General features: G+C 65.0%; 20 protein-coding genes. 5 read left to right on the top strand and 15 right to left on the bottom strand.

What is annotated here, in order from left to right:
- The first annotated feature begins 58 nt into the window (after nucleotides 1-58).
- Entirely contained in the window at nucleotides 59-733 is a 675-nt protein-coding gene (locus ABCV34_RS14150) for a Crp/Fnr family transcriptional regulator (RefSeq protein WP_345796853.1), read from the top strand.
- Between the two features lie 39 nt (nucleotides 734-772).
- Here the strand turns inward: ABCV34_RS14150 and ABCV34_RS14145 are convergent, their stop codons facing one another.
- The 8 genes from ABCV34_RS14145 to ABCV34_RS14110 all read right to left on the bottom strand — a co-directional run bounded on the left by ABCV34_RS14145 (nucleotide 773) and on the right by ABCV34_RS14110 (nucleotide 9,861).
- Nucleotides 773-1,492 (bottom strand): ABC transporter ATP-binding protein, encoded by a 720-nt coding sequence (locus ABCV34_RS14145; protein WP_345796852.1) that lies wholly within the window; start codon nucleotides 1,490-1,492, stop codon nucleotides 773-775.
- The gene (locus ABCV34_RS14140; protein ID WP_345796851.1) at nucleotides 1,486-3,420 is read right to left on the bottom strand and encodes a branched-chain amino acid ABC transporter ATP-binding protein/permease; all 1,935 of its coding nucleotides are present in this window, start codon (nucleotides 3,418-3,420) and stop codon (nucleotides 1,486-1,488) included. The genes ABCV34_RS14145 and ABCV34_RS14140 overlap by 7 nt, the downstream gene beginning before the upstream one ends.
- 3 nt (nucleotides 3,421-3,423) lie before the next feature.
- A complete protein-coding gene (locus ABCV34_RS14135; RefSeq protein ID WP_345796850.1) occupies nucleotides 3,424-4,299 on the bottom strand; it encodes a branched-chain amino acid ABC transporter permease in 876 nt (291 codons plus the stop codon).
- Nucleotides 4,300-4,410: 111 nt separating this feature from the next.
- Nucleotides 4,411-5,625 (bottom strand): ABC transporter substrate-binding protein, encoded by a 1,215-nt coding sequence (locus tag ABCV34_RS14130; RefSeq protein ID WP_345796849.1) that lies wholly within the window; start codon nucleotides 5,623-5,625, stop codon nucleotides 4,411-4,413.
- A 130-nt stretch (nucleotides 5,626-5,755) separates the two neighbouring features.
- Nucleotides 5,756-6,679, bottom strand: a complete 924-nt coding sequence (locus tag ABCV34_RS14125; protein WP_345796848.1) for a LysR substrate-binding domain-containing protein — start codon at nucleotides 6,677-6,679, stop codon at nucleotides 5,756-5,758.
- 205 nt (nucleotides 6,680-6,884) lie between these two features.
- Nucleotides 6,885-8,186, bottom strand: a complete 1,302-nt coding sequence (locus tag ABCV34_RS14120; protein WP_345796847.1) for a GTP-binding protein — start codon at nucleotides 8,184-8,186, stop codon at nucleotides 6,885-6,887.
- Nucleotides 8,186-9,103 carry a sulfate adenylyltransferase subunit CysD gene (gene cysD, locus ABCV34_RS14115; RefSeq protein WP_345796846.1) on the bottom strand — a complete coding sequence of 306 codons (918 nt, stop codon included), beginning with the start codon at nucleotides 9,101-9,103 and terminating at the stop codon, nucleotides 8,186-8,188. Before cysD ends, ABCV34_RS14120 begins: the two co-directional genes overlap by 1 nt.
- Nucleotides 9,104-9,105: 2 nt before the next feature.
- Complete coding sequence (locus tag ABCV34_RS14110) at nucleotides 9,106-9,861, bottom strand: phosphoadenylyl-sulfate reductase (protein ID WP_345796845.1); 756 nt, start codon at nucleotides 9,859-9,861, stop codon at nucleotides 9,106-9,108.
- Between the two features lie 270 nt (nucleotides 9,862-10,131).
- Here ABCV34_RS14110 and ABCV34_RS14105 point away from each other — a divergent pair, with 270 nt between their 5' ends.
- Nucleotides 10,132-11,421 carry a Glu/Leu/Phe/Val dehydrogenase gene (locus ABCV34_RS14105; protein ID WP_345796844.1) on the top strand — a complete coding sequence of 430 codons (1,290 nt, stop codon included), beginning with the start codon at nucleotides 10,132-10,134 and terminating at the stop codon, nucleotides 11,419-11,421.
- A gap of 108 nt (nucleotides 11,422-11,529) precedes the next feature.
- Here ABCV34_RS14105 and tdh read toward each other — a convergent pair whose 3' ends face one another.
- Both tdh and ABCV34_RS14095 read right to left on the bottom strand, forming a co-directional pair.
- The gene (gene tdh / locus ABCV34_RS14100; protein WP_345796843.1) at nucleotides 11,530-12,555 is read right to left on the bottom strand and encodes an L-threonine 3-dehydrogenase; all 1,026 of its coding nucleotides are present in this window, start codon (nucleotides 12,553-12,555) and stop codon (nucleotides 11,530-11,532) included.
- A gap of 88 nt (nucleotides 12,556-12,643) precedes the next feature.
- On the bottom strand, nucleotides 12,644-13,852 hold the full coding sequence (locus ABCV34_RS14095) for a glycine C-acetyltransferase (RefSeq protein WP_345796842.1): 1,209 nt from the start codon (nucleotides 13,850-13,852) through the stop codon (nucleotides 12,644-12,646).
- A gap of 249 nt (nucleotides 13,853-14,101) precedes the next feature.
- Between ABCV34_RS14095 and ABCV34_RS14090 the strand changes: the two genes are divergently transcribed.
- From ABCV34_RS14090 to ABCV34_RS14080, 3 genes are all read left to right on the top strand, one after another.
- Entirely contained in the window at nucleotides 14,102-16,699 is a 2,598-nt protein-coding gene (locus ABCV34_RS14090; protein ID WP_345796841.1) for an EAL domain-containing protein, read from the top strand.
- A 74-nt stretch (nucleotides 16,700-16,773) separates the two neighbouring features.
- Nucleotides 16,774-17,964 carry an MFS transporter gene (locus tag ABCV34_RS14085; protein ID WP_345796840.1) on the top strand — a complete coding sequence of 397 codons (1,191 nt, stop codon included), beginning with the start codon at nucleotides 16,774-16,776 and terminating at the stop codon, nucleotides 17,962-17,964.
- Nucleotides 17,961-19,196, top strand: a complete 1,236-nt coding sequence (locus ABCV34_RS14080; RefSeq protein ID WP_345796839.1) for an MFS transporter — start codon at nucleotides 17,961-17,963, stop codon at nucleotides 19,194-19,196. Before ABCV34_RS14085 ends, ABCV34_RS14080 begins: the two co-directional genes overlap by 4 nt.
- Nucleotides 19,197-19,245: 49 nt before the next feature.
- Here ABCV34_RS14080 and ABCV34_RS14075 read toward each other — a convergent pair whose 3' ends face one another.
- From ABCV34_RS14075 to prfA, 5 genes are read right to left on the bottom strand one after another with little or no spacing between them, the layout of a single operon-like run.
- Nucleotides 19,246-20,466: an HD-GYP domain-containing protein gene (locus ABCV34_RS14075; protein ID WP_345796838.1), complete on the bottom strand. Its 1,221-nt coding sequence runs from the start codon at nucleotides 20,464-20,466 to the stop codon at nucleotides 19,246-19,248.
- 36 nt (nucleotides 20,467-20,502) lie between these two features.
- Complete coding sequence (locus ABCV34_RS14070) at nucleotides 20,503-21,108, bottom strand: UbiX family flavin prenyltransferase (protein WP_345796837.1); 606 nt, start codon at nucleotides 21,106-21,108, stop codon at nucleotides 20,503-20,505.
- Complete coding sequence (gene grxD, locus ABCV34_RS14065; RefSeq protein WP_345796836.1) at nucleotides 21,105-21,446, bottom strand: Grx4 family monothiol glutaredoxin; 342 nt, start codon at nucleotides 21,444-21,446, stop codon at nucleotides 21,105-21,107. Before grxD ends, ABCV34_RS14070 begins: the two co-directional genes overlap by 4 nt.
- Before the next feature lie 16 nt (nucleotides 21,447-21,462).
- Nucleotides 21,463-22,278 (bottom strand): peptide chain release factor N(5)-glutamine methyltransferase, encoded by an 816-nt coding sequence (gene prmC / locus ABCV34_RS14060; RefSeq protein WP_345798792.1) that lies wholly within the window; start codon nucleotides 22,276-22,278, stop codon nucleotides 21,463-21,465.
- A gap of 14 nt (nucleotides 22,279-22,292) precedes the next feature.
- Nucleotides 22,293-23,372, bottom strand: coding sequence for a peptide chain release factor 1 (gene prfA, locus ABCV34_RS14055; RefSeq protein ID WP_345796835.1), 1,080 nt, complete (start codon nucleotides 23,370-23,372; stop codon nucleotides 22,293-22,295).
- Between the last annotated feature and the right edge of the window lie 47 nt (nucleotides 23,373-23,419).

The following is a 23,419-nucleotide window of genomic DNA, read 5'->3' as shown; positions in this document are numbered from 1 at the left end:
GGCCGGCAGCGTAACTGTCGCACATATGACATTCCCTCACGATCTAGGGTAAATCCCCATGAATCTGTCACGGGCTTTGCAGACCCACGCTGCCTGGTTTGATCTCCTGGACGACGGCCAGCAGGCCCGCGTGCTGCGGGACACGACCATGGCCTCGGTCGAGGCCGGCACGATCATCGAGCACAAAGGTGTCGTGGCGGGTGCGTGGATCGGCGTTCTGGACGGCTTGATCAAAGTATCCGTCGGCAATGCGGACGGCAAGCTGGCTTCGCTCACGGGGGTTCCGGCGGGTGGCTGGATCGGCGAGGGGTCGCTCCTGAAACGCGAGGCCCGCAAGTACGACATCATCGCCTTGCGCCGCAGCACGATCGCCAGGCTGCGTGGCGACACATTCGACTGGCTGCTCGACGGCAGCATCCCCTTCAACCGGTTCCTGCTGCATCAGCTCAATGAGCGCGTCGCCCAGTTCATCGGCAAGGCCGAATACGACCGGCTGCTGGCGCCCGACGCGCGCGTCGCGCGCTGCCTGGCCGAGCTGTTCAATCCCCTGCTGTATCCGGGCAATTCCATGCGACTGGAAATCACCCAGGAAGAGATCGGCTATCTGGCCCGCATTTCCCGCCAGCGCACGAACCAGGCCTTGCGGTCGCTGGAGGACGCCTGTCTGCTGAAGGTGGAGTACGGCGCCGTCCAGGTGCTGGATCTGGACGGCCTGCAACGCTACGGGATCTGAACCACAAGGGTGGCGGCCCCCCGAGGGGGCCCACCATGGTCAGTGCCCGCCCAGATAGGCGGCGGCCACCGCTGGATCGCTGCGCAGACGGGCTGCCGGCCCCTCGATCGCGATCCGCCCGTTTTCCAGCACGTAGCCGTAATCGGCCACCGCCAGCGCGGCGGCGGCGAACTGCTCGACCAGCAGCATGGTGACGCCCTCGCCCTTCAGCCGGGAGATGATGCGAAAGACCTCGTCCACCAGGATCGGCGCCAGCCCCATGGACGGCTCGTCCAGAAGGATGACTTCGGGATTGAGCATGACCGCCCGCGCCATGGCCAGCATCTGCTGCTCGCCGCCGGACAGGGTGCCAGCCAGCTGTGCGCGGCGTTCCTTCAGGCGCGGGAAGAGCTCCATCGCGCGATTCAGGTCGTGATCGACGTCGCCCCGGGCGCGTCCGCCCGTCAGTCGCGGAAACGCGCCCAGCAGCAGATTGTCTGTGACGCTCAGGGTGGGAAAAACACGCCGCCCTTCCGGGGAATGCGCCAGACCCAGGCGCGCGATCCGATGGGAATCCATTCCCTGGATCTCTCGGCCACTGAGCACGATGGTGCCAGCCGACGGCCGCAGCATCCCGGACACCGCCTTCATGGTGGTGGTCTTGCCGGCGCCGTTGGAGCCGATCAGGGTCACGACCTTGCCGGCGGGGACCTCCAGGCTGATGCCATGCAGCACCTTGACCTTGCCATAGCCGGCTTCCAGTTTTTCGATTTTCAGCATGCCTGTGCCTCCGCCTGTTCGCCGCCCAGATAGGCCTCGACCACCCGGGGATCGGCCTGCACGTCCGCCGGCAGGCCTTCGGCGATTTTCTGGCCGAAGTCCAGCACCGACACCGCATCGCAGACCCCCATCACCACGTCCATGTGGTGCTCGATCAGGATCACGGTCAGGCCGCGTTCCTTGATCTTGCGCATGATGGCCAGCAGTTCCTCGATATCCGGGGCCGTCAGCCCCGCAGCCGGCTCATCCAGCAGCAGCAGTTGCGGATCCAGCGCCAGCGCCCGGGCGATTTCGAGCAGGCGCTGCTTGCCGTAGGGCAGATTGCGGGCTTCTTCGTTGGCCAGTGCGTCCAGACCGACGAAATTCAGCAGGGCATGCGCCCGATCGCGCGCGGCCTGTTCCTCGCGCCGCCAGCCCGGCAGGCGCAAAGCCACGCCGGCCAGCCGACTGCGGAACGTATGATGCAGGCCGACCAGGACGTTTTCCAGGGCGGTCATCTCGCCGAAGAGCTGGACGTTCTGGAACGTGCGCGCCACCCCGCGTGCCGCGATCTGGGAAGACGTCAGGCCCGCCAGATCCCGTCCCGCGAAGACGACGGAACCGGAGGTCGGGACGTAGATGCCGGTCAGGACGTTCATCATGGTGCTCTTGCCGGACCCGTTGGGCCCGATCAGGCCATGAATGGTCCCGCGTTGCACTTGCAGATCGACCTCATTGAGCGCCTTCAGGCCGCCGAACTGCATGACGGCCCGGCTGACCGACAGCAACACCCCCTGCGAGGTATCGGCCCGCTGGACCCCCGTAGCCAGGGGCACCACGGAGGCTGCCAGTGCATCATCCGTGCGCCGGCGCCGCCCCACGGACTGGATGACGAAACCAACGATCCCGTCGGGCAGGTAGTAGACGACGAACAGAATCATCAGGCCGAAAATCGACAGACGCCAGTCGGTCATCTGGGTCAGCACCAGCGAACCGACAGCCAGCAACAGGACGCCCACCACCGGAGCGGCCATGCGCCGCGGCGTGGCCCGGCCCTGCCGCACGGCCCACACCGCCCCCGCCACCACGATGATCGCCAGCCCGATGGCCAGCGGCCGGAAGGTGGACACATCGTCGAGCATCTTGGGCAGCAGCACGATGATCGCAGCCCCCAGCAGCGCGCCGGAACGGGTCTTGCGCCCCCCCATGATGATCGCCAGCAGGAACAACACCATCAGTTCGAACGTATAGGTGTTGGGCGAGATGTATTGTTCCGAATACGCATGCAGTGCCCCCGACAGCCCTGCCAGGCCGGCGCTGATGACGAAGGCGACGACCTTGTAGCGGTAGACGGACACCCCCATGCAATCGCAAGCGATGGGGCTGTCGCGCAGCGCCTCGAACGCGCGCCCGTAGTGGGAACGCGCCACCCGTTCGGTGAACAGCACGGACAAGGACAGCAGCCCCAGCACCAGCCAGAAGAATTCCGGACCGGTGAGCATGTGATTGCCGATCATGGGCTTGTCCAGGCTGATGCCCAAAGGACCGGCTGTCAGGAAATCCATCTCGTTGATCAGGATCTGGATGATGGTGCCAAAAGCCAGCGTCACCATCGCCAGATAGGGCCCGGTCACCCGGAGCGCGGGCAGCGCCAGGATCGCCCCGAAGATCGAGGTGACGGCAATGGCGGCGGGGATCGCCACCCAGAAGGGCATGTCCAGGTGCAGGATCAGCGCCCCCACCGTATAAGCACCGATACCGAACAGGCCGGCGTGCCCCAGGGATACCTGGCCGGTATAGCCGACGACGATATCCAGCCCCAGCAGCAACACCGCGTAGATCAGGATCGTCTCGACCAGATGCAGATAGTACGGATTGGCGACCACCAGAGGGATCGATGCCAGGACGACCACCAGCAGCGCAAACGACAGCAAAGACTTCTTGTTCATGGCTCAGACCTTCTTGATCGCGGTTTTGCCGAATAAACCAGCAGGCCGCACGGTCAGGACCAGCAGCAGCAGGATCAGACCGGGCACGTCCTTGTAGCCCGTGGACAGATAAAAGCCTGTCATGGTTTCGATCACGCCCAGCAACAACCCCCCCACGATGGCGCCCAGACCGCTGTTCAGGCCGCCGACGATGGCAACGGCGAAGGCCTTCAGGCCCAGCACGGCACCCATGGAGGCGCCGGTCAGCGTCAACGGCGCCACCAGCACCCCGGCAAAAGCCGCCGTCAGCGAGGACAGCGCATAGGAAAACGTGATCACCAGCTTGGTGTTGATGCCCATGAGCCCGGCCGCATCCCGGTCGCCCGAGGTTGCCACCACCGCCTTGCCGTAAATCGAAGTGCGGTTGAAGATCTCGATCGCTCCCATGATGAGCAGCGCCCCGGCCACCACCAGCAACTCCATCGGCAGGATGTGCGCCCCCAGGACCGTGAACGGGGTCTCGGAGACCGGCGAAGGAAAGCGCAGGGCATCGCGCCCCCAGATGTTTTCCGCCATGTTGCGAAAGATGATGCCCAGCGCGATCGTGGCCATGATCCAGCCGAACTCGGACCGCGCCTCGATGGCCGGTCGCACGGCGATCCGCTCGACGACGGAGCCCTGCACCATGCCGAAGATGCAGACCAGGGGAATCATCAGCCAGTAGCTGACCCCGAAGCTCACCAGGGTCAGGCCAACCAGCCCGCCCAGCATCAGGGCATCACCCTGCCCGAAGTTCAGGGTCTCGGACGTGGCATACGTCAATTGATAGCCGAAGGCAATGACCGCATAGATCATGCCCAGGGCTATACCGCTGTAGGCAAGCTGCAAAAAGATCGTCATGACAGATTCCAACGAAAGGCGCCGTCGGCGGGCGGGGCCGCATCGACGGCGCTACAAGACATGCACCCCCGCGCCATCAGGCTGTCACGGGGATGCACGGATACTACGGAATTACTGCGCAGCCTGCCCGGAGTTGGCAACGCTGCGTTTTTCGTCTTCCGGGTGCGCGAAGACCACGCGGCCCTTGGAGACTTCGCCCATATAGACCATGTCGGGGCTGTCGATGGTTTCGTGGTCCGTCGTGGAATAAGGCTGCTTGTAGGTCATGATGACGCCTTCGACCGGCTTTTGCAGGTTCTCCAGGGCGGCACGGATGTCGGGCCCCTTCGTGCTGCCGGCCTGCTGGATCGCAGCCGCCAGCAGCAGCACGGAGTCATAGCCCTGCGCCGCCGACACGGCTGATTCGATCACGCCGTTTTTCGGATGGGCTGCCTTGACGTAGGCATCGATGAAGGCCTTGCGCTTGGGCGTGTTGGGATTCTGGATGAAGGTCTGCGGCATCAGGGCGCCGTCGCCGTTGGCCCGGGCCGTATCGATGAAGTTGGCCATGGCCAGCGTCCAGCTGCCGATCATCGGGACCTTCCAGCCCAATTTGGCCATGCCGTTGGCAAGCTGGGCCAGTTCGGGGCCGATGGCGTAGGTCAGCAGGGCTTCGGCGCCCGCTTCCTTGGCGCGCAGCAGCTGCGCGGTCATGTCCACGTCGCCGATGTTGAATTTTTCGACAGCCACTGGCTTGACGCCCAGCTTGTCGAGGGCCTTTTCCATGTCCTCGCGGCCCAGCTGACCGTAGTTGGTGGAGTCCGCCATGATCGCGACTTTCTTGAAGCCGCGCTTGGTGATTGCTTCGGCGGCAATCATCGGGGCCTGGATGTTGTCGGCGGCCGACGTGCGGAACACGTAGTTATGTTCGTATTTCGGTGCCAGGAACTGACGCGACACCACCGTGCCGGTGGACACATTGACGACGACGGGAATTTCCGCCTTCTGGTAGAAGCGGGTACCGGCCAGCGCCACCCCGGTATTGATGAAACCGACCGTCGCCACGACGCGTTCACGGTTGATCAGTTCCTGGGAAATCTGAACGCCGCGCTCGTTCTTGGCCTCGTCATCACGCTCGACCAGTTCCAGTTGGCGCCCCAGGACCCCGCCCTTGGCGTTGACTTCCTGGGCGGCCAGGCGCACGCCTTCGCGCATGCTGACACCCATGGAGGACGACCCCCCGGTGTAGGGGCCGGACACCCCGATCTTGATCGTGTCGGCGGCTTGCGCGGCGGTGGCGAGCGATAGCGACAGCGCGACAGCCAGGCAGGTCTTGGGGAATTTCATGTCGTCTCCTTGTGATGCGGCTGGCGATGAATGCCAGCCACGAAAAGCTCCGCCGGAAAGTCTATCGGTCACCCAGTGGAGCGGTTGGAAATTGCATCGGGACAGTGCGGAAAAAAATTCCGCACTCAAGCTACACCCCTAGGGAAACGGGGGGAATCCGCCGGCACAGATCCTTCAGCCATAGGGAAAACGATAGGCGGACGCCGGTCAGCGGCATCGAGGCATCGTGGCACAGGTAGTAGTGGGAATCCGGCGCCGCCGTGATGGCGAACGGGGCCACCAGCCGGCCGTCGTTCAGGCAGGCGCTGGCCAGGCTGCGGCGCATGATCATGACGCCATGGCCGGCGCAGGCGGCGGCCATGGCCATCCCCAGATCGAAGAAGCTGGTGCCTTCCTCGGGTTCCGACCAGTCCAGCCCGGCGGCGTCGAACCAGGGCTTCCAGGGGTCCAGCGGGCTGTGCAGCAGATGGGCATAATGCAGGTCCGCGGGCGTGCGCAAGGGCCCGTGACGGCGCAGATAGTCCGGAGAGCAGGCGGGAAAGACCTGATCGTCGGTCAACAGCTCGGACACCGCGCCCGGATATCGCCCCAGACCGAACCGGATCCAGAAATCGGCCTGCGACGGCCCGATGTCCAGATAGGGGATCGACATCACCACACTCATGTCCAGATTGGGATGGTCCTGGGTGAATTCCAGCAGATGCGGGCCCAGGACATAGTGACCGAACGACGGGGTGGTCACCAGCCGGATGCTTTCGCGGGGCCGCTTCGACCGATGATGCAGCGACACGTCGGTCAGGAGATGCAGGGCGGTTTCGATCTGCTCCAGGTATTCGTGCCCTGCGGCTGTCAGGGCGACGCCCCGGCTGCCTCGGTCGAACAGTGCCTGCCCCAGCAGGGTCTCGAGCTGGGTGATGCGTTTGCCCACCGCGCTGGCGGTCAGGAAGAGTTCCTCGGCCGCGCGGCCAAACGATCCCAGTCTGGCTGCCGACTCGAAGGCCCTGATCGTCGCCAGGGAGGGTAAACGAACGTTCTGCTGAGCAAGGGAGATCATCGCGATAACCGGAACGCGGGTGTCCCGTACGATGGACACACGCGCTACGGGTTCACCGGACGGGACACCAGTCGGGCTTGTGGCCCTGATTGGAGATGACGAATTCTTTCACATCCCCCCGGCGCCGTCTGTCGGGATCGACCCGGAGAGACGGCCTGTCCCTAGACGCCCCGGCATTCGCGGCCGGCAGCCGCGCGATACCCTGTCAGCCCAGGCGCACCAGCCCCGCCGCCGCCGTCTGGTTCGTGGCCGCATCGATCAGGATAAACGAACCTGTGGCGCGCTCGACATCGTAATCGTCCAGCGCCAGGGCATCGCGGGTCCGCAGGCGCACTCGGCCGATGTCGTTCATCGCCAGGGTTCCGTTCCAGTCGATCGAGCGCAGTTCGTGGATGTCGCGTCGCGTCTGGACCATCTGAATCCGCGCCTGGGTCAGGCGTGCACCCTGCTTGAGCCAGTACAGTCGTGCCGGATTCAGCGCCTGCTGATCCAGCCAGCACAGGTCAGCTTCGAATTCCTGCCTCAGGTCAGGTGTGGTCCCGGCGTTGGTCAGAACGTCTCCCCGGGAAATATCCACGTCGCGATCCAGCACCACGGTGATGCTGTCGCCCGGCAATGCCTCGTCCACGTCCTGCGTCCCGCGCAACAGACGCGTGATGGTGGCCGGGATCCCGGCCGGCAGCACCTGCACGGCGTCGCCGACACGCCACCCACCCCCCTGAAGCTGACCGGCATAGCCCCGGAAGGCATCCACACCGCTGCCGTTATGGCGAATCACCCACTGCACGAAAAAGCGCGCCTGGCGATCGGTCGGGTCGGGCTTGGGCTGCAGGGTCTCCAGCAGGGTCAGCAGCGGCGGACCCGCGTACCACGGGGTCTGCTCGCTGCGCTGCACGACGTTGTCTCCCGCCAAGGCCGACAGCGGAATGATGTGAAAGCCATCGATCCCCAGGCGCGCAGCCAGGTCCCGATACGCGGCATGAATCCGGTCGAAGACGGCCCGGTCCCAGCCCACCAGATCCATCTTGTTGACCGCCACGATGATGTGTCGCAAGCCCAGCAGACGGGCCAGCGTGCTATGGCGCTTGGTCTGCGGCAGCAGCGCGCCGTCCGCGGCGCGGCTGGCATCGATCAGAATGATGGCCGCATCGGCCGTGGACGCCCCGGTCACCATGTTGCGCGTGTATTGCTCGTGGCCCGGGGCGTCGGCCACAATGAACTTGCGCGCCGGAGTGGCGAAATACCGGTAGGCCACGTCGATGGTGATGCCCTGCTCGCGCTCGGCCTCCAGCCCGTCGGTCAACAGCGCCAGGTCGTACTGCTGATCGGGCGCCCGCGTGTATTTCGATCCGGCGATCGCTTGCAGCTGGTCGGCGAACACGCCCTTGCTGTCGAGCAGCAGGCGGCCGATCAACGTGGATTTGCCGTCGTCCACGGACCCGGCCGTGATCAGGCGCAGCACCCCTTCGTCCGAGGCATCGGGCCAGTGCTCATTGATCGCATTCATCAGAAATATCCTTGTTTCTTGCGCCGCTCCATGGACGCTTCCGAGGTCTGGTCGTCCATGCGCGTAGCGCCGCGTTCGGTGATGGTGGTGACGGCGGTTTCGGCGATGATGTCGGCCGGCGTTGCCGCATCGGACGCCACGGGGCAGGTGCAGGACACGTCCCCCACCGTGCGGAACCGCACCGTCAGACGTTCGGGGCGCTCGCCTTCGCGCGGCGGAGTCAGCGGCGTGACCGGGACCAACAGCCCCTGGCGGCGTACCACGTCACGCTCGTGGGCGTAATACAGGGACGGCAGGGACAGCTGCTCGCGCTCGATGTATTGCCAGACATCCAGCTCCGTCCAGTTGGAAATCGGAAACACGCGGATGTTCTCGCCCGGATGCACGCGGGTGTTGTACAGATTCCAGAGCTCGGGCCTTTGCGCCTTGGGGTCCCATTGGCCGAACTCGTCCCGGAAGGAGCAGATGCGTTCCTTGGCGCGGGCCTTTTCCTCGTCGCGCCGCGCACCGCCGATGCAGGCGTCGAAGCCGAACTCCGCGATCGATTCCAGCAGCGTCGTAGCCTGAGCCGCGTTGCGCGAATCCGTGGCGTGGCGCAGCACCACGGTACCCCGGGCGATGGAATCCTCGACGCCGCGCACGATCAGGTCCTCGCCCAGTTCGGCCACGCGCCGATCGCGGAACTCGATGACCTCGGAAAAATTGTGCCCAGTGTCGATATGCATCAGCGGAAAGGGGAAGCGTCCCGGGCGGAAGGCCTTTTCGGCCAGGCGCAGCAGCACACAGGAGTCCTTTCCCCCCGAAAACAGCAGCACGGGACGGGCGCATTCGGCGGCGACCTCGCGCAGAATGTGGATGGCTTCGGATTCCAGCCAGTCCAGGTGGGTGCGGGTGGATCGTGCGATGGTCATGCTCATGATCAGGACTCGACGGAAACGGGATGGGATGAGGCGGAACGGACCCGCGGCCGATCGTTCAGGTTGGACGCATGCAGCCCGCATTCCCGGCTGTCGCGCTGTTCCCACCACCAGCGGCCGGCGCGCGGATCTTCGCCGGGGCGCACGGCCCGCGTGCAGGGCTCGCAGCCGATCGATGGATAGCCTCGATCATGCAGCGGGTGATAGGGCACATCCAGCGCACGGACCACGCCCCAGACCTCGTCCGAGGACCAGGTGGACAGGGGATTGAATTTCCGCAGACCGAACGTCTCATCCCACTGCGCCTCGGGCAGGTCGGCCCGGGTCACGGACTGCTCACGGCGCTGGCCGGTGATCCAGGCCGTATGCCCGGCCAGGGCGCGGCGCAGCGGCTCGACCTTGCGGATGCCGCAGCAAGCCTTGCGCAGATCCACGCTGTCGTAAAAGGCGAATTCGCCATGCGCCGCGACGTGCGCCTGCACGGCGGCCGGGTCCGGGTGCATGACACGGGTCTCGATCCCATACCGGTCGCGGATCACGTCCACCATGGACAGGGTTTCGGCGTGCAACCGCCCGGTGTCCAGCATGAAGACGCCCAGGGGCCGCGACAGTTGCGCCAGCGCGTGAATCAGCAGAGTGTCCTCGACACCCATGGACGAGGCCAGGAGGGCATCCGGGTAGGCGGCGGCGATGTCCTCCAGCCGGGCCAGCAGGGCCCCCCAGCGGCGGAACAGCGGCACAGGCAGAGATTCGGACACGGAAGTTCTCCGGAAGCTACCGGTCAGAGCGCACTGTTTCGAACAGCACGCCAGGCACCGGCCAAAGGGCGAATGGGTCGTCAGGCGGACCATGTCGCCATGGCACCGGACAGCGATGCCAGTGTGCGCGCCGGGCGGCGTCAAAGGAACGAACAAATCGTTGATTCCATATAACCTTCACGGTCGAGGCCACAGAACGCGAAGGCCGCATTAAAATGGTGCCGGTTGTATGTCCTTGACGATTCTGAATTCATAAAAAGGCTGCAGATCATGGCTGAACAGCATAAGCACACCCTACCGTCCTATCTGGACCCCGCCCATCCGGGTCCCTGGGGGATCTATCTCGAACAGGTCGACCGGGTCACCCCATACCTGGGATCGCTGGCCCGCTGGGTGGAAACGCTCAAACGTCCAAAACGTATCCTGATCGTGGATGTCCCGGTGGAACTGGACAACGGCACCGTGGCCCACTTCGAAGGCTATCGGGTGCAGCACAACACCTCGCGCGGTCCGGGCAAAGGCGGCGTGCGCTACCACCAGGACGTCACACTGTCGGAAGTCATGGCCCTGTCGGCCTGGATGTCGGTGAAATCCGCTGCCGTGAACCTGCCGTTCGGCGGGGCCAAGGGCGGCATCCGTATCGATCCGCATCAGTTTTCCCAGGCCGAACTCGAACGCATCACCCGCCGCTACACCAGCGAGATCGGCGTCATCATCGGGCCGAACCGCGACATCCCTGCGCCGGACGTGAACACCAATGGCCAGGTCATGGCCTGGATGATGGACACGTATTCCATGAACGAGGGCAGCACCACGACCGGTGTCGTCACCGGCAAACCCGTCTCCCTGGGCGGCAGCCTGGGCCGCGTCGAGGCCACCGGCCGGGGCGTCTATGTGACGGCCTGCGAGGCCGCAAAGGAACTGGGTGTCGACATCAAGGGCGCCCGGGTCACGATTCAGGGCTTCGGCAATGTGGGCGGCACGGCGGCGCGTCTGTTCGACGAGGCCGGCGCCAAGGTCATCGCGGTCTATGACCACACCGGCATCGTCTACAACGCCCATGGCCTGAACATCGCGGCGCTGATCCAGCACAACCAGGAAAACGGAGGGGTCTCAGGTGCCGCGGACACCCAGACGCTGACCCCCGAGGAATTCTGGTCGCTGGAAACCGAAATCCTGATCCCCGCCGCCCTGGAAGGCCAGATCACCCACGACAACGCCGACCTGATCCGTACCCGCATCCTGGTCGAAGGCGCCAACGGTCCGACCACCCCCGAAGCTGACGACATCATTTCGGCCAAGGGCACGGTCATCGTCCCCGACGTGGTCGCCAACGCGGGCGGGGTCACGGTCAGCTACTTCGAATGGGTGCAGGATTTTTCCAGCTTCTTCTGGACAGAACAGGAAATCAATCACCGCCTGGAAGCCATGATGCGTTCGGCTTATGGCGCCATGTCGGGCGTGGCCCGCCAGCACGGGGTCTCTCTGCGCACGGCCGCGTTCATCGTCGCCTGCACACGCATCCTCGAGGCCCGTCAGGTGCGCGGCCTGTATCCTTGATCGGTATCTGACGATATCCCTGCACCGTCCGCAATCGCGCGGACGGTGCAGGGATATTGGAAAACCAAGACAAGGCTGGCCGGTGCGGGCAATACCCCCCGGCCAGCGTTATTGCCAATCCAGGATCACCTTCCCGCTTTGCCCCGACAGCATCGCGTCGAACCCCTGCCGAAAATCCGCCACCGGAAAACGGTGCGTCAGGATCGGCGACAGATCCAGGCCGCTTTGCAGCATCGCGACCATTTTGTACCAAGTCTCGAACATTTGCCGGCCATAGATACCCTTGATCTCCAGCCCCTTGAAGATCACCTGGCTCCAGGCGGCGCCGACACCATCCGGCAAAATGCCCAGCATCGCGATCTTGCCACCGTGGTTCATCTGTTCCAGCATCGAGGCAAACGCGCTGGGCACACCCGACATTTCCAGCCCGACATCGAAGCCTTCCGTCATGCCCAATTCGCGCATGACGTCGCGCAGACCCTCGCGCGCCACATTCACCGTGCGGCTGGCGCCCATGCGGGCGGCCAGATCCAGCCGGTAATCATTGACGTCGGTGATCACGACATTGCGCGCCCCCACGTGGCGGGCAATGGCCGCCGCCATGGCGCCGATCGGGCCCGCCCCCGTGATCAGCACATCCTCGCCCACCAGATCGAAGGCCAACGCCGTATGGGTGGCGTTACCGTAGGGATCGAAAATGGCGGCCAGATCGTCGGACACGTCATCCGGAATACGGAAAGCGTTGAAGGCCGGAATCACCAGATAATCGGCAAAGGCGCCCGGCCGGTTGACCCCCACGCCCTGCGTATTGCGGCACAGGTGGCGGCGGCCGGCGCGGCAGTTGCGGCAATGCCCGCAGGTGATGTGGCCTTCGCCGGACACCCGGTCGCCCACTTTGAACCCCTGGACTTCCTGGCCGATCTCGACGATCTCGCCCACGTATTCGTGCCCCACGTGCATGGGCACGGGGATGGTGCGCGCGGCCCATTCGTCCCATTTCCAGATGTGGATGTCCGTGCCGCAGATGGCGGTTTTGCGGATACGAATCAGAACGTCGTTGTGACCGATGGCGGGTTTGGGGACATCCACCAGTTCCAGCCCCACAGCGGGCTGCATCTTGGCCAAGGCTCTCATGAGAACTCCAGGATCAGGGATAGTCTGCCCGGCTGCCCGCCCCCCCGCTGTCCATGCATCCGGACGCGCCAGAGACGGGATACCGGGGTCAGGAATGCGCAATGACGCCAAGGTCGCGCCCCACGCGGGCGAAGGCGTCCACTGCGCGATCGATGTCGTCGGGCGTATGGGCGGCACTCATCTGCGTGCGGATGCGGGCCCGCCCCTTTGGCACCACCGGGTAGGAAAACCCGATCACGTAGATACCCAGCGCCAGCAAAGCATCGGCCATGCGCCCAGCCAGGGACGCCTCGCCCAGCATCACGGGAATGATCGGATGATGTCCAGGCACCAGCGTGAAGCCCAGCGACTGCATGGCCTGCCGGAACCGGTCGCCATTCTGATGGACGCGCTCGCGCAGGCGCCCGCCTTCGTTGCTTTGCAGCAACGTCAGCACCTGGCGCGACGCCGCGACGATGGCCGGCGCCAGCGTGTTGGAAAACAGATAGGGGCGAGAGCGCTGGCGCAGCAGATCGACGATGACGGGGTCGGCCGCCACGTAACCGCCTGAAGCCCCTCCCAGCGCCTTGCCCAGAGTACCGGTCAGGATATGGACCCGCCCCTGGACACCGCAATATTCGGGGGTGCCGCGGCCACCCGCGCCCATGAAGCCCACGGCATGGGAATCATCGACCATGACCAGCGCGTCGAATTCATCGGCCAGATCGCAGATCGCCGGCAGGTCGGCGATGATGCCGTCCATGGAGAACACGCCATCGGTGGCGATCATCACATGGCGGGCGCCGCCGTCGCGCGCCGCCTGCAACTGGACACGCAGATCGGCCATATCGTTGTTGGCGTAACGGTACCGGCGCGCCTTGCACAAGCGCACCCCGTCGATGATGCTGGCGTGGTTCAGCGCGTCGCTGACGATGGCGTCCTGCTCGTCGAGCAGCGCTTCGAACAGGCCGCCATTGGCATCGAAGCAGCTGGAATACAGAATCGAATCCCCCATGCCCAGCCACGCCGCCAATTCGGATTCCAGCGCCTTGTGGCCAGCCTGGGTGCCGCAGATGAAACGCACCGAGGCCATGCCGAAACCGTCGGCGGCCAGACCATCCCGGGCCGCCTGGATCAGGCGCGGGTCGTTGGCCAGCCCCAGATAGTTGTTGGCGCAGAAATTCAGCACCTGGGCGCCGTCGGCCAGCCGGATCCGCGCAGCCTGCTGGCTGGCGATGATGCGTTCGGATTTGTAGAAACCGTCGGCGCGCAGCTGCCCGATCCGGGCACGTGCTTCGTCAAGGAATGCCTGGGACATGATTCACCTTCGTGGGGGAATGCAAAAAACCGTCCCCGCATTGTACGCCCCCGGTTTCCGGCCCCCTGTCACAATCGGCGAAAGTGTTGACAATCTGGCGTGCTGTATGGTCCATTGGTTTGCAACACTTCACCGTATGATTGCAACATTAGATTCCTGCTCGCCCGCGTCACCTGAGTGTCCCGTGTCGTGATCATCTTGTGGCGAACACGACCGGCCCAAAGGCCGCCACCCACCGACGTGAAGTCCATGCGCCTGCATCCTCGTGTCATTTTCGTGGTTTTCCAGCTTGCCCTGACGCTCAGCCTGGGGCTCGCCGCCACGCATGCCCGGGCCACGACGCTGAAGGTCGGCATCTATGATCAGATCCCCGACATCTACATCGCTGCAAACGGCCGCCCCGCCGGTATTCTGGGCGAGCTGCTGAACGAGATCGCGCGCCGCGAAGGCTGGACGCTGCAGACGCAGGCCTGCGACTGGCAGCGCTGCATGCAGCTGCTGACCAGCCGCCAGATCGACCTGCTGCCCGACGTCTACTACACGCCAGAACGCGCCACGGCCATCAACTTTCACCACGTGCCGGCGCTGCACAGCTGGTCCCAGATCTATACGCTGCCGGGAAAGACCCTGCGATCGATCACGGATCTGCAAGGCCGCACGCTCGCTGTCCTGGCCGGATCGGCGCAACAGGACTACCTGCGCGCCACGCTGGCGGGCCTGAAGATCGACACACAACTGGTCCCGGTCCAGAAACTGGACGAAGGCTTTCAGATGGTCAGCCAGCATCAGGCCGACGCGGTGGCCGCCGATTTTTACGTCGGTGAACTGATGTCCAGGGATTACGGGGTCAGTGCCACGGCGATCGTTTTCCAGCCGACCCAGGCCTTCTTTGCCACCCCGATAGGCAAGCATCCGGCGGTGTTGGCGGCCATCGACCGCTACCTGGTGGGCTGGCAGGCCGATCCGGACTCCTTTTATTTCCGCACACTGGCACACTGGCGGTCGTCCGAACCCTCCTCGGTGCTGGGGCGCAACGCCGCCTGGATCATCGCCGGATTGAGCAGCCTGCTGGCCCTGGTGCTGATCGTCATCCTGTGGCTGAAAATCCGGTTCGGCCACCAGCGGCAGCATCTCCAGTCCAGCGTACGACGGCAGGATGCCATCCTGGAAAGCATCGACGCCATCGTCAGCATCAAGGACGCCTCTTTGCGCTATGTCTTTGCCAACCACAAACTCGAGGAATTCCTGGGGGTCGGCCCCGACGAAATCGTCGGGCGGCGCGACGCGGACTTCATCACCGATCCCGCGTCCCTATCGGCCATCGAACAAAGCGACCAGACCGTCCTGGAAACCCGTGAACGCAACGTCAGCCAGCTGTCGATCACACGGCCCGACGGCTCCGACACCCGCACGCTGCTGACGATTAAGGCCCCCCTGCTCGGTTCCGATGGCGCTGTCGAGGCCATCTGCGTCGTGTCCACCGACATCACCGAACGTGTGGAGGCCGAAAAAAAGGCGCACCAGCTGACCTTCTACGACAGTCTGACCAATCTGCCCAACCGGCGCACGGCGCTGGATCGTCTGTCCCTGGTCATGGAACACACCCGGCGGGACCGCGCCTATGGCGCGCTGCTGCAGATCAACCTGGATGGGTTCAAGAAGATCAACGACACCCAGGGCTATCATGTGGGAGACCAGGTCCTGTGCTGCATCGCCGAACGCCTGAGCCACATGACGCGCGACCGCGACCTGGTCGCCCACACCAGCGCGGACGAGTTCGTGGTGCTGCTCGACGAGTTGGGCCCCGAACAACATGATGCCGCCCGCACGGCCATGCACGTGGCCGAGAAACTACGGCTGGCCATCTGCGGCAACGCGCTGACGTTGCCGGACAGTCCGGCCTTCGTCACGGCCAGCATCGGCCTGACCCTGATCGACGCCGACAGCGCATCGACCGACACCGTCATGCGCGAAGCCGACATGGCCACCCAGCGGGCAAAGGAACAGGGCGGCAATCAGGCCACCTTCTACGAGCGGGACCTGCAGGCGGAGGTCGAGCAGCGCCTATGGCTGGAACACGATCTGCTGCAGGCCATCGACACGCCGCAACTGTCGTTGTACCTGCAACCGCAGTTCGGCCGGGACGGGCGGGTCACCGGCGGCGAACTGCTGGCCCGATGGCGCCACCCCACCCACGGGCCGATTTCCCCCGCCCTGTTCATCCCGGTCGCCGAGGAATCCGGCCTGATCGGCCTGCTGAGCGCCTGGACACTGGGCGTGGCCTGCGACACCCTGCGGACCCTGCAGGCGCTGGGGGAAACCTACCCCCTGTCGATCAACGTCAGCCCCAAACGCTTGATGGAACCCCAGTTCGTCGACTACGTGCACGAGATACTGGAACAGAAAGGCGTCCCCGGCAACCGGCTCATCTTCGAGGTCACCGAAGGCGTACTGATCCAGGACTTCCAGGCCGTCGCACAGCGCATGCAGGCGCTCGCCCGGTTGGGCATCCGCTTTTCCATCGACGATTTCGGCACCGGCTATTCCAATCTGGCATCCCTGAAACGCCTGCCGCTCTATGAACTGAAGATCGACAAGAGCCTGATCCAGGACCTGCCCGACGACACCGACGGTATCGCCATCGTGCGCCTCATCCTGGCGATGGCCGACCAACTGAACCTGCGGGTCGTGGCCGAAGGCGTGGAAACCGAGGAGCAGTCCCGTCTGCTGTTTCTGCACGATTGCCACGCGCTGCAGGGCTTCCTGCTGGCCCGCCCGATGCCCATCGAAAACTGGCTGACCATCGTACGGGAACGCCGCCAATCCTCGCAGCGGAATTCGGCCTGACACCTTTCAGCACGGCACGGACGACGCACGGGGCTTGTGCGACAATGGCCGATCGTTTCCTTGAAGCCTGATACGTGTCCGCATCCTCTGAAGACTTCGACTTGCGCCGGATCGCCCTGGCTGCCTTTGGGCCATCCCTGCTCTTTGGTCTGGGCGAAGGGGCCATGTTTCCGGTCCTGGCGCTCAGCGCGCGCGAATTGGGCGCCAGTTCAGCGGGTGCCGGACTGATCGTCGCGCTGGTGGGCATCGGCTCCCTGCTGGCCAACCTGCCTGCGGCGGCGCTGGCGACCCGTTACGGCGAACGCCGCGCCATGGTCGGCGCGGCGGCCTTCAGCCTGCTGGCGCTGGCGCTGTGCCTCGGTGCGCGCACCCCGTGGGTCTTCGGCCTGGGGGTCTTCATGATCGGTCTGGCCAGCGCGGTCTTCCTGCTGGCCCGCCAGACCTTCCTGGTCGAAGCCGTGCCCCTGCATATGCGCGCCCGCGCCATGTCCACGCTGGGTGGCACGATGCGCATCGGCCTGTTCGCAGGGCCTTTCGCGGCAGCGGGCTTCATCCATCTGATGGGTCTCCAAGGCGCCTACTGGGCGGCCGCGCTGGCCATGCTGGGCGCGGGCGGCCTGTCGCTGGCGATCCCCGATCTGGAACCCCGCGCCCCCGGCTCGACCGCAACCGCGCCGAAGGTCGGCATGAAAACGCTGCTGCGTGAGCACGGCCACGTCTTCCTGACCCTGGGCACCGCCACCGCCCTGGTCTCGGCGCTGCGCTCGTGCCGCCAGATCGTGATTCCGCTCTGGGCCGACCACATCGGTCTGGACGCCACCACGACCGCCCTGATCTACGGGCTCATGGGGGGTGTCGACATGCTGCTGTTCTATCCCGCCGGCAAGGTCATGGATCAGCATGGCCGACTGTGGGTCACCCTGCCCTCCATGCTGATCATGGGGACCAGTCTGCTGGCCATGCCCTGGACGACCGGCTTTGCCAGCCTGCTGGCCGTCTGCATGGTGCTGGGGCTGGGCAACGGCATCGGGTCGGGCATCATCATGACGATCGGCGCGGATGCATCCCCCCGCGAAGGGCGCACTGTTTTTCTGGGCATGTGGCGCCAGATCACCGATCTGGGCGGCAGCGGCGGGCCCCTGCTGCTGTCCGGCCTGACGGCGGCCGCGTCGCTGGCCACCGGGATCATGGCGATCGGCGGCCTCGGCCTCGTAGCGGCCTGGATGTTCTGGCAATGGCTACCCCGGAGACCGGTTTCAGGATGAATGCGCAAGCCATCCCCGGGCCCGAACTGGGCCTCGATACCCTGGACGGCCGCGCCGCCGCCCGTGCGTCCCTATTCCTGGTGCTGGTCGGCATCTGCGCCGCGCTGCACATCTGGAAGCTGCCACCCGCCCTACCCCAGCTGCAGGCACAGTTCGACCTGAGCCTGGTGCAATCCGGCTTCCTGCTGTCGGTCGTGCAGATCGGCGGCATGGCGCTGGGCCTGCCCATCGGTCTGGTGGCTGAACGCATCGGATTGCGCCGCTGCATCGTCCGCGGCCTGGGCATCCTGGCGGTGGCCTCGGCGCTGGGCGCCTGGCTTGATTCCGGGCTGATGGTGCTGCTCTGCCGCGCCGTCGAAGGCTGTGGCTTTCTGATGGTCGTCATGCCCATTCCATCCCTGATCCGCCGCATTGTGCCGCCAGGCATGCTCAGCCGGATCATGGGGTTGTGGGGCACCTATATGCCACTGGGCACCGTCATCACCCTGCTGACCGGGTCCTGGGTCCTGAGCCTGGGCAACTGGCAACTGCTGTGGCTGCTGCTGTCGGTCCTGACGCTGGTCTTCCTGCTGCTGACGCTGCGCATCGTGCCGGGGGACCCGCCGCACGACGCCGCGACCCCCCGCCCGCCCGCGCTCTCGTTGGTAGGCACGACGCTGCGTTCGCCGAACGTCTGGCTCGTCGCCCTGACGTTCGGCGCCTATTCCAGCCAGTGGATCGCCATCATCGGCTTTCTGCCGACGATTTATGCCACGGCCGGCGTGGCGGGCCCTACCGCCGGCCTGCTGACCGCCATCGTCGCGGGGGTGAACGCCATCGGCAACCTGACGGCCGGACGCCTGCTGCATCATGGATTTCGGGCCTGGCATCTGCTGGCGACGGGGCTGGGCACCATGATCGTGTGCGCCTATGCGGCATTCGGCGCGCACCTGCCCGCGATCCCGCAATTTCTGGCCGTTGTGACCTTTTCCCTGGTGGGCGGACTGGTGCCCGCGACGCTGTTCGTCCTGGCGCTGACGCTGGCGCCGACACCGCAGACGACCTCCACCACCATCGGCTGGATGCAGCAATGCTCTTCATTTGGCCAGTTCATCGGCCCACCGCTGGTCGCCTGGGTCGTGAACCGGGCCGGCGACGACTGGCAATGGACCTGGGTGGCCACCAGCCTGCTGGCTGCCATCGGCATCGTGCTGGCGATCCTGATCGGGCGACGCACCCGGGGCATTGTCTGATCGCCAGTCCCCGGAGATACCCGGTCAGGTTTGCGCCGAAATCCCCGGCTTAACCGATGATCGGCGGCACCGGCAGGCCGGACTGCGCCCAGTCCACCGGAAACCGCACCGGCAACACCCGGCTGGGGCAATCGGGTTCGGCCAGATCGACGCGCCGTTCGGGGATGGCATGGCTCCAGCGAATGGAATAGAACACCTTGACGACCGGCAGTTCGGGCGTATCGCGGTTCTGCGCGACGGCCAGCCCCAGTTCACTATCCGTCAGACTGATGATCGAACCCACCGGATAGCGTCCCACGGTGCGGATGAAGGCCTGCAGAATTTCGGGGTCGAAATGCCCTTCCCAGGACATCATCTTGAACAGGGCGAACGCGGGATCCCAACCTTTCTTGTAGGGCCGGTTCGACGTCACCGCGTCGTAGACATCACACACGGCGCCCATCCGCGCCATCAAGCTGATCTGATTGCCCGCCAACCGGTCGGGATAGCCCTGGCCGTCCATTTTCTCGTGGTGATGCAGGCAGACATCGACGACCTCGGGCGGCACCTCGGCATCCGCGCGCAGCATCGCAGCGCCGGATACCGGATGGCTCTGAACCAGTTCATATTCGGCTGGCGTCAGGCGGCCAGGCTTGTTCAGCACGGCATCGGGAATGTGTACCTTGCCGATGTCGTGCAGCAGGCCGGCCATACCCGCCAGGCGGACCTGATCGTCGGACAGGCCCATCGTACGCGCCAGCGACGTCATCAGGGCGGCGACCGCCACCGAATGCATGTAGGTGTACTGATCGGCCCGCTTGATGCGGGCCAGGCTGGTCAAGGCATCCGGGTGACCCTCGATGGAATCCGCCATATCCTGGATCAAGCCCTGGGCCTTGCTCAGGTCGGTCTTGTTGCCGATCTTCGCGTCCGAGAACAGCTGCATGATCTGCGCGCGCGAGCCGTCGATGATGTCATGCGCGTCTTCAAAGGCCTGGGCTTCCCGCGCCCGCGCAGTGACGCCGTCGCCCGCCACGGGCGCGCCGGCAGTGGAAACGGCCGCGCCCGGGGCGGCTGCGCCTGGGGCAGCCTGCGCGGCATCCTGGGCATCCAGACCGCGCGCCGTATCGATCAGCACCCATTCCAGCGAGGATTTCCGCAGCCGCCGCAGCTTGCTTTCGCTGGAAATCAGGAAGTGCGAACGCCAGAAGGAATGGTCCAGAAAAGACCCACCCAGTTCCTGCACATACATGCCGACGCACAACTGCGAAACAGAGACCCGTTTGAGCATATCTACCTAGTCTGTGATGGAACCGTCCTGGCCGGATCAGGAATGGGGCGCAGGCATCGTGCCGGAGCCGGCACCCATGCCTTCCCAGCGCGGGCCGGGCACCTGAACGTCAAACAATTCCAGCACCCGGCAGACGGTGTGATCGATCATCTCGTCGAGGCTTGCGGGACGCATGTAAAACGCGGGCAACGGGGGAAAGATCACGCCGCCCATCTCGGTGACGGCGGTCATGTTGCGCAGATGCGCCAGATTGAAAGGGGTTTCCCGTACCATCATCACCAGCCGGCGGCGTTCCTTGAGGGTGACGTCCGCCGCCCGAGTGATCAGGTTATCCGACAGCCCGTGCGCCACCGCGGCCAGTGTGCGCATGGAGCACGGCACCACGATCATGCCGGCTGTGGCAAAACTGCCGCTGGCCAGGGCAGCCCCCACGTCGCGCGGGCTATAGACCCGATCCGCCAGGGCATGGACGGCCTGGCGATCCAGGCCAAGCTCGTGACGGATGTTCAGCACCCCCGAAGGGGAGACGACCAGATGGGTTTCCACGCCGCCATGGGCGCGGGCAAGTTCCAGCAGGCGAATGGCGTATTGCGCGCCCGTCGCCCCGCTGATGCCGACAACCAGCCGGCGTTTTTCGATCACGCGATCGCCCCAGCGTCCTTCAGCAGTTTCGCGAGTTCGCCGCTGGCGTGCATTTCATTCATGACATCCGTGCCACCGACGAATTCGCCCTTGATGTAGAGCTGCGGAATCGTGGGCCAATTGGCGTAGTCCTTGACCCCTTGGCGGACTTCGGCGTCTTCCAGGACGTTGACGGTCACCAGTTGGGTGACGCCAATTTCCTTCAGGATCTGGATGGCGCGCCCGGAAAATCCGCACTGCGGGAACTGCGCGGTGCCCTTCATGAACAGGACGACCGGATGGCCGGTGACCGTTTCACGGATAAAATTCTGGACTTCGGATTGGACTGCTTCGCTCATGATGATCTCGTAAAATTCAGGCCGGCAAGCGGCCCCAGGTGACCCGTTCGATGTCGGCCAGATCCCGCAGGCTGGCGACATCGACAAAACCCGACGACAGGAACAGGGCCCGGACGGCCGCAGCCTGATCCCAGCCATGTTCCACACACAGCGCCCCGCCGGGCACCAGATGGACTGGCGCACCCTGCACGATGCGGCGCAGGGCTTGCAGACCGTCGGCACCATCGGTCAAGGCGCTGCGTGGTTCAAATCGCAGATCACCCTGGGCCAGATGGACATCCTGTGCGTCGATGTAGGGCGGATTCGAGACGATCAGATGATAACGGCTCGAATCCAACTGACTATCGTACCAATTTCCCAGGGAAAACAATAGTTTTGCCCCTAGCGCGCGTGCGTTCATTTCGGCGACCGCCAGGGCGGCCTGACTGCAATCCGTCGCCTGAACGCAGGCGTCAGGCCGGTCTAGCGCCAGGGAAATCGCCACGATGCCGCTGCCGGTGCCCAGGTCCAGCACCCGCGGCGCCGTGATGCGCTGGATCGCGTGCAGGCCGCAGTCCACCAGCAGTTCGGTATCGGGACGTGGAATCAGCACATCCGGCGTGACCAGAAAGTCCCGCCCCCAGAATTCGCGATGGCCCAGGATATAGGCGATCGGCTCGCCCGCCAGCCGGCGATCTTCGAGCGCCTGATAAGTCGCCACCCGATCCGGATCCAGGGGATCCGTGTCGTGCGCGATCAGCCAGGCGCGCGACACGCCCAACGCCCGCTGCCACAGCAGATGGGCTTCCAGTCGCGGCAGCGAGCTGCCCGCCAGCCGTTCACGCAGCGTCATCGCCATGGCGGAGCTCATTCCAGGGCCAGCGCCGCCAGCTGTTCGGCCTGATACTCGGACAGCAGCGCGTCTGTCAGTTCGTTCAGATCGCCGTCCATGATCTGACCCAGCTTGTAGAGCGTCAGGTTGATCCGGTGATCGGTCACCCGCCCCTGCGGGAAATTGTAGGTGCGGATGCGTTCGGACCGGTCGCCCGAGCCCACCAGGCTCTTGCGCTGGGCGGCTTCCTTGGCGTGGGCCTCCTGCTGCTGGCGATCCTTCAGGCGCGCGGCCAATACCTGCATGGCCTTGTCCTTGTTGCGGTGCTGCGAGCGGTCGTCCTGGCATTCCACCACCAGCCCGGTGGGCAGGTGGGTGATCCGCACCGCCGAATCGGTCTTGTTGATGTGCTGTCCGCCGGCCCCACTGGCGCGAAAGGTGTCGATGCGCAAGTCGTTCGGATTGATCTGGATGTCCGCCTGCGCATCGACCTCGGGCATGACCGCCACCGTGCAGGCCGACGTATGCACCCTGCCCTGGGACTCGGTCTCCGGCACGCGCTGCACCCGATGGGCCCCGGATTCGAATTTCAGCCGGCCATAGACCCCATCGCCTTCGATATGGGCAATGACTTCTTTATAGCCGCCCAGTTCGGATGCGCTTTCGGACATCAGCTCGACGCGCCAGCCCCGGATTTCCGCATAGCGGCTGTACATGCGCAGCAAATTGCCGGCGAACAAGGCGCTCTCGTCGCCCCCCGTACCCGCGCGGATTTCCAGAAACACGCTGCGGTCGTCATCGGGATCCTTGGGCAGCAGCAGGATCCGCAAATCGGCCTCCAGTTGCTCGATCCGTCCGTCAGCTCCGGCCAGTTCTTCTTCGGCCAGCGCCTTCATGTCCGGGTCGGACAGCATGTCCCGCGCGGCCTCCTGGTCGGCGCACGCCCGCTCCCAGGACTCGAACACCGTGACCACGGGTTCCAGCTCGGCCCGCTCGCGCGTCCATTTGCGGAACCGGTCCATGTCGTCGGCGCTGTCGGGCTCGGCCAGCAGAGCATCGATCTCGGCCAGACGGTGGCTGAGCTGTTCCAGGCGGCTGCGCATCGAGCTTTTCATGGTGGGTTCCGGGGGTTCAGAGTGGGCCGCGACCCGGCAGGCCGACT

It is taken from the genome of Castellaniella sp. MT123 (assembly GCF_039614765.1).
Taxonomy (GTDB): domain Bacteria; phylum Pseudomonadota; class Gammaproteobacteria; order Burkholderiales; family Burkholderiaceae_B; genus Castellaniella.
The sequence above is the reverse complement of the archived record's forward strand: the minus strand, read 5'-3'. Positions and strand labels throughout refer to the sequence as shown.

What these genes read in the sequence shown, in the direction of transcription:
- ABCV34_RS14145 (WP_345796852.1), bottom strand. Translation starts at nt 1,492, where the DNA reads ATGCTGAAAATCGAAAAACTGGAAGCCGGCTATGGCAAGGTCAAGGTG.
- ABCV34_RS14120 (WP_345796847.1), bottom strand. Translation starts at nt 8,186, where the DNA reads ATGAATGCGATCAATGAGCACTGGCCCGATGCCTCGGACGAAGGGGTG.
- tdh (WP_345796843.1), bottom strand. Translation starts at nt 12,555, where the DNA reads ATGAGAGCCTTGGCCAAGATGCAGCCCGCTGTGGGGCTGGAACTGGTG.
- ABCV34_RS14135 (WP_345796850.1), bottom strand. Translation starts at nt 4,299, where the DNA reads ATGACGATCTTTTTGCAGCTTGCCTACAGCGGTATAGCCCTGGGCATG.
- ABCV34_RS14090 (WP_345796841.1), top strand. Translation starts at nt 14,102, where the DNA reads ATGCGCCTGCATCCTCGTGTCATTTTCGTGGTTTTCCAGCTTGCCCTG.
- ABCV34_RS14075 (WP_345796838.1), bottom strand. Translation starts at nt 20,466, where the DNA reads ATGCTCAAACGGGTCTCTGTTTCGCAGTTGTGCGTCGGCATGTATGTG.
- ABCV34_RS14140 (WP_345796851.1), bottom strand. Translation starts at nt 3,420, where the DNA reads ATGAACAAGAAGTCTTTGCTGTCGTTTGCGCTGCTGGTGGTCGTCCTG.
- prfA (WP_345796835.1), bottom strand. Translation starts at nt 23,372, where the DNA reads ATGAAAAGCTCGATGCGCAGCCGCCTGGAACAGCTCAGCCACCGTCTG.
- ABCV34_RS14095 (WP_345796842.1), bottom strand. Translation starts at nt 13,852, where the DNA reads ATGTCCCAGGCATTCCTTGACGAAGCACGTGCCCGGATCGGGCAGCTG.
- ABCV34_RS14125 (WP_345796848.1), bottom strand. Translation starts at nt 6,679, where the DNA reads ATGATCTCCCTTGCTCAGCAGAACGTTCGTTTACCCTCCCTGGCGACG.
- ABCV34_RS14105 (WP_345796844.1), top strand. Translation starts at nt 10,132, where the DNA reads ATGGCTGAACAGCATAAGCACACCCTACCGTCCTATCTGGACCCCGCC.
- grxD (WP_345796836.1), bottom strand. Translation starts at nt 21,446, where the DNA reads ATGAGCGAAGCAGTCCAATCCGAAGTCCAGAATTTTATCCGTGAAACG.
- ABCV34_RS14080 (WP_345796839.1), top strand. Translation starts at nt 17,961, where the DNA reads ATGAATGCGCAAGCCATCCCCGGGCCCGAACTGGGCCTCGATACCCTG.
- ABCV34_RS14130 (WP_345796849.1), bottom strand. Translation starts at nt 5,625, where the DNA reads ATGAAATTCCCCAAGACCTGCCTGGCTGTCGCGCTGTCGCTATCGCTC.
- cysD (WP_345796846.1), bottom strand. Translation starts at nt 9,103, where the DNA reads ATGAGCATGACCATCGCACGATCCACCCGCACCCACCTGGACTGGCTG.
- prmC (WP_345798792.1), bottom strand. Translation starts at nt 22,278, where the DNA reads ATGACGCTGCGTGAACGGCTGGCGGGCAGCTCGCTGCCGCGACTGGAA.
- ABCV34_RS14150 (WP_345796853.1), top strand. Translation starts at nt 59, where the DNA reads ATGAATCTGTCACGGGCTTTGCAGACCCACGCTGCCTGGTTTGATCTC.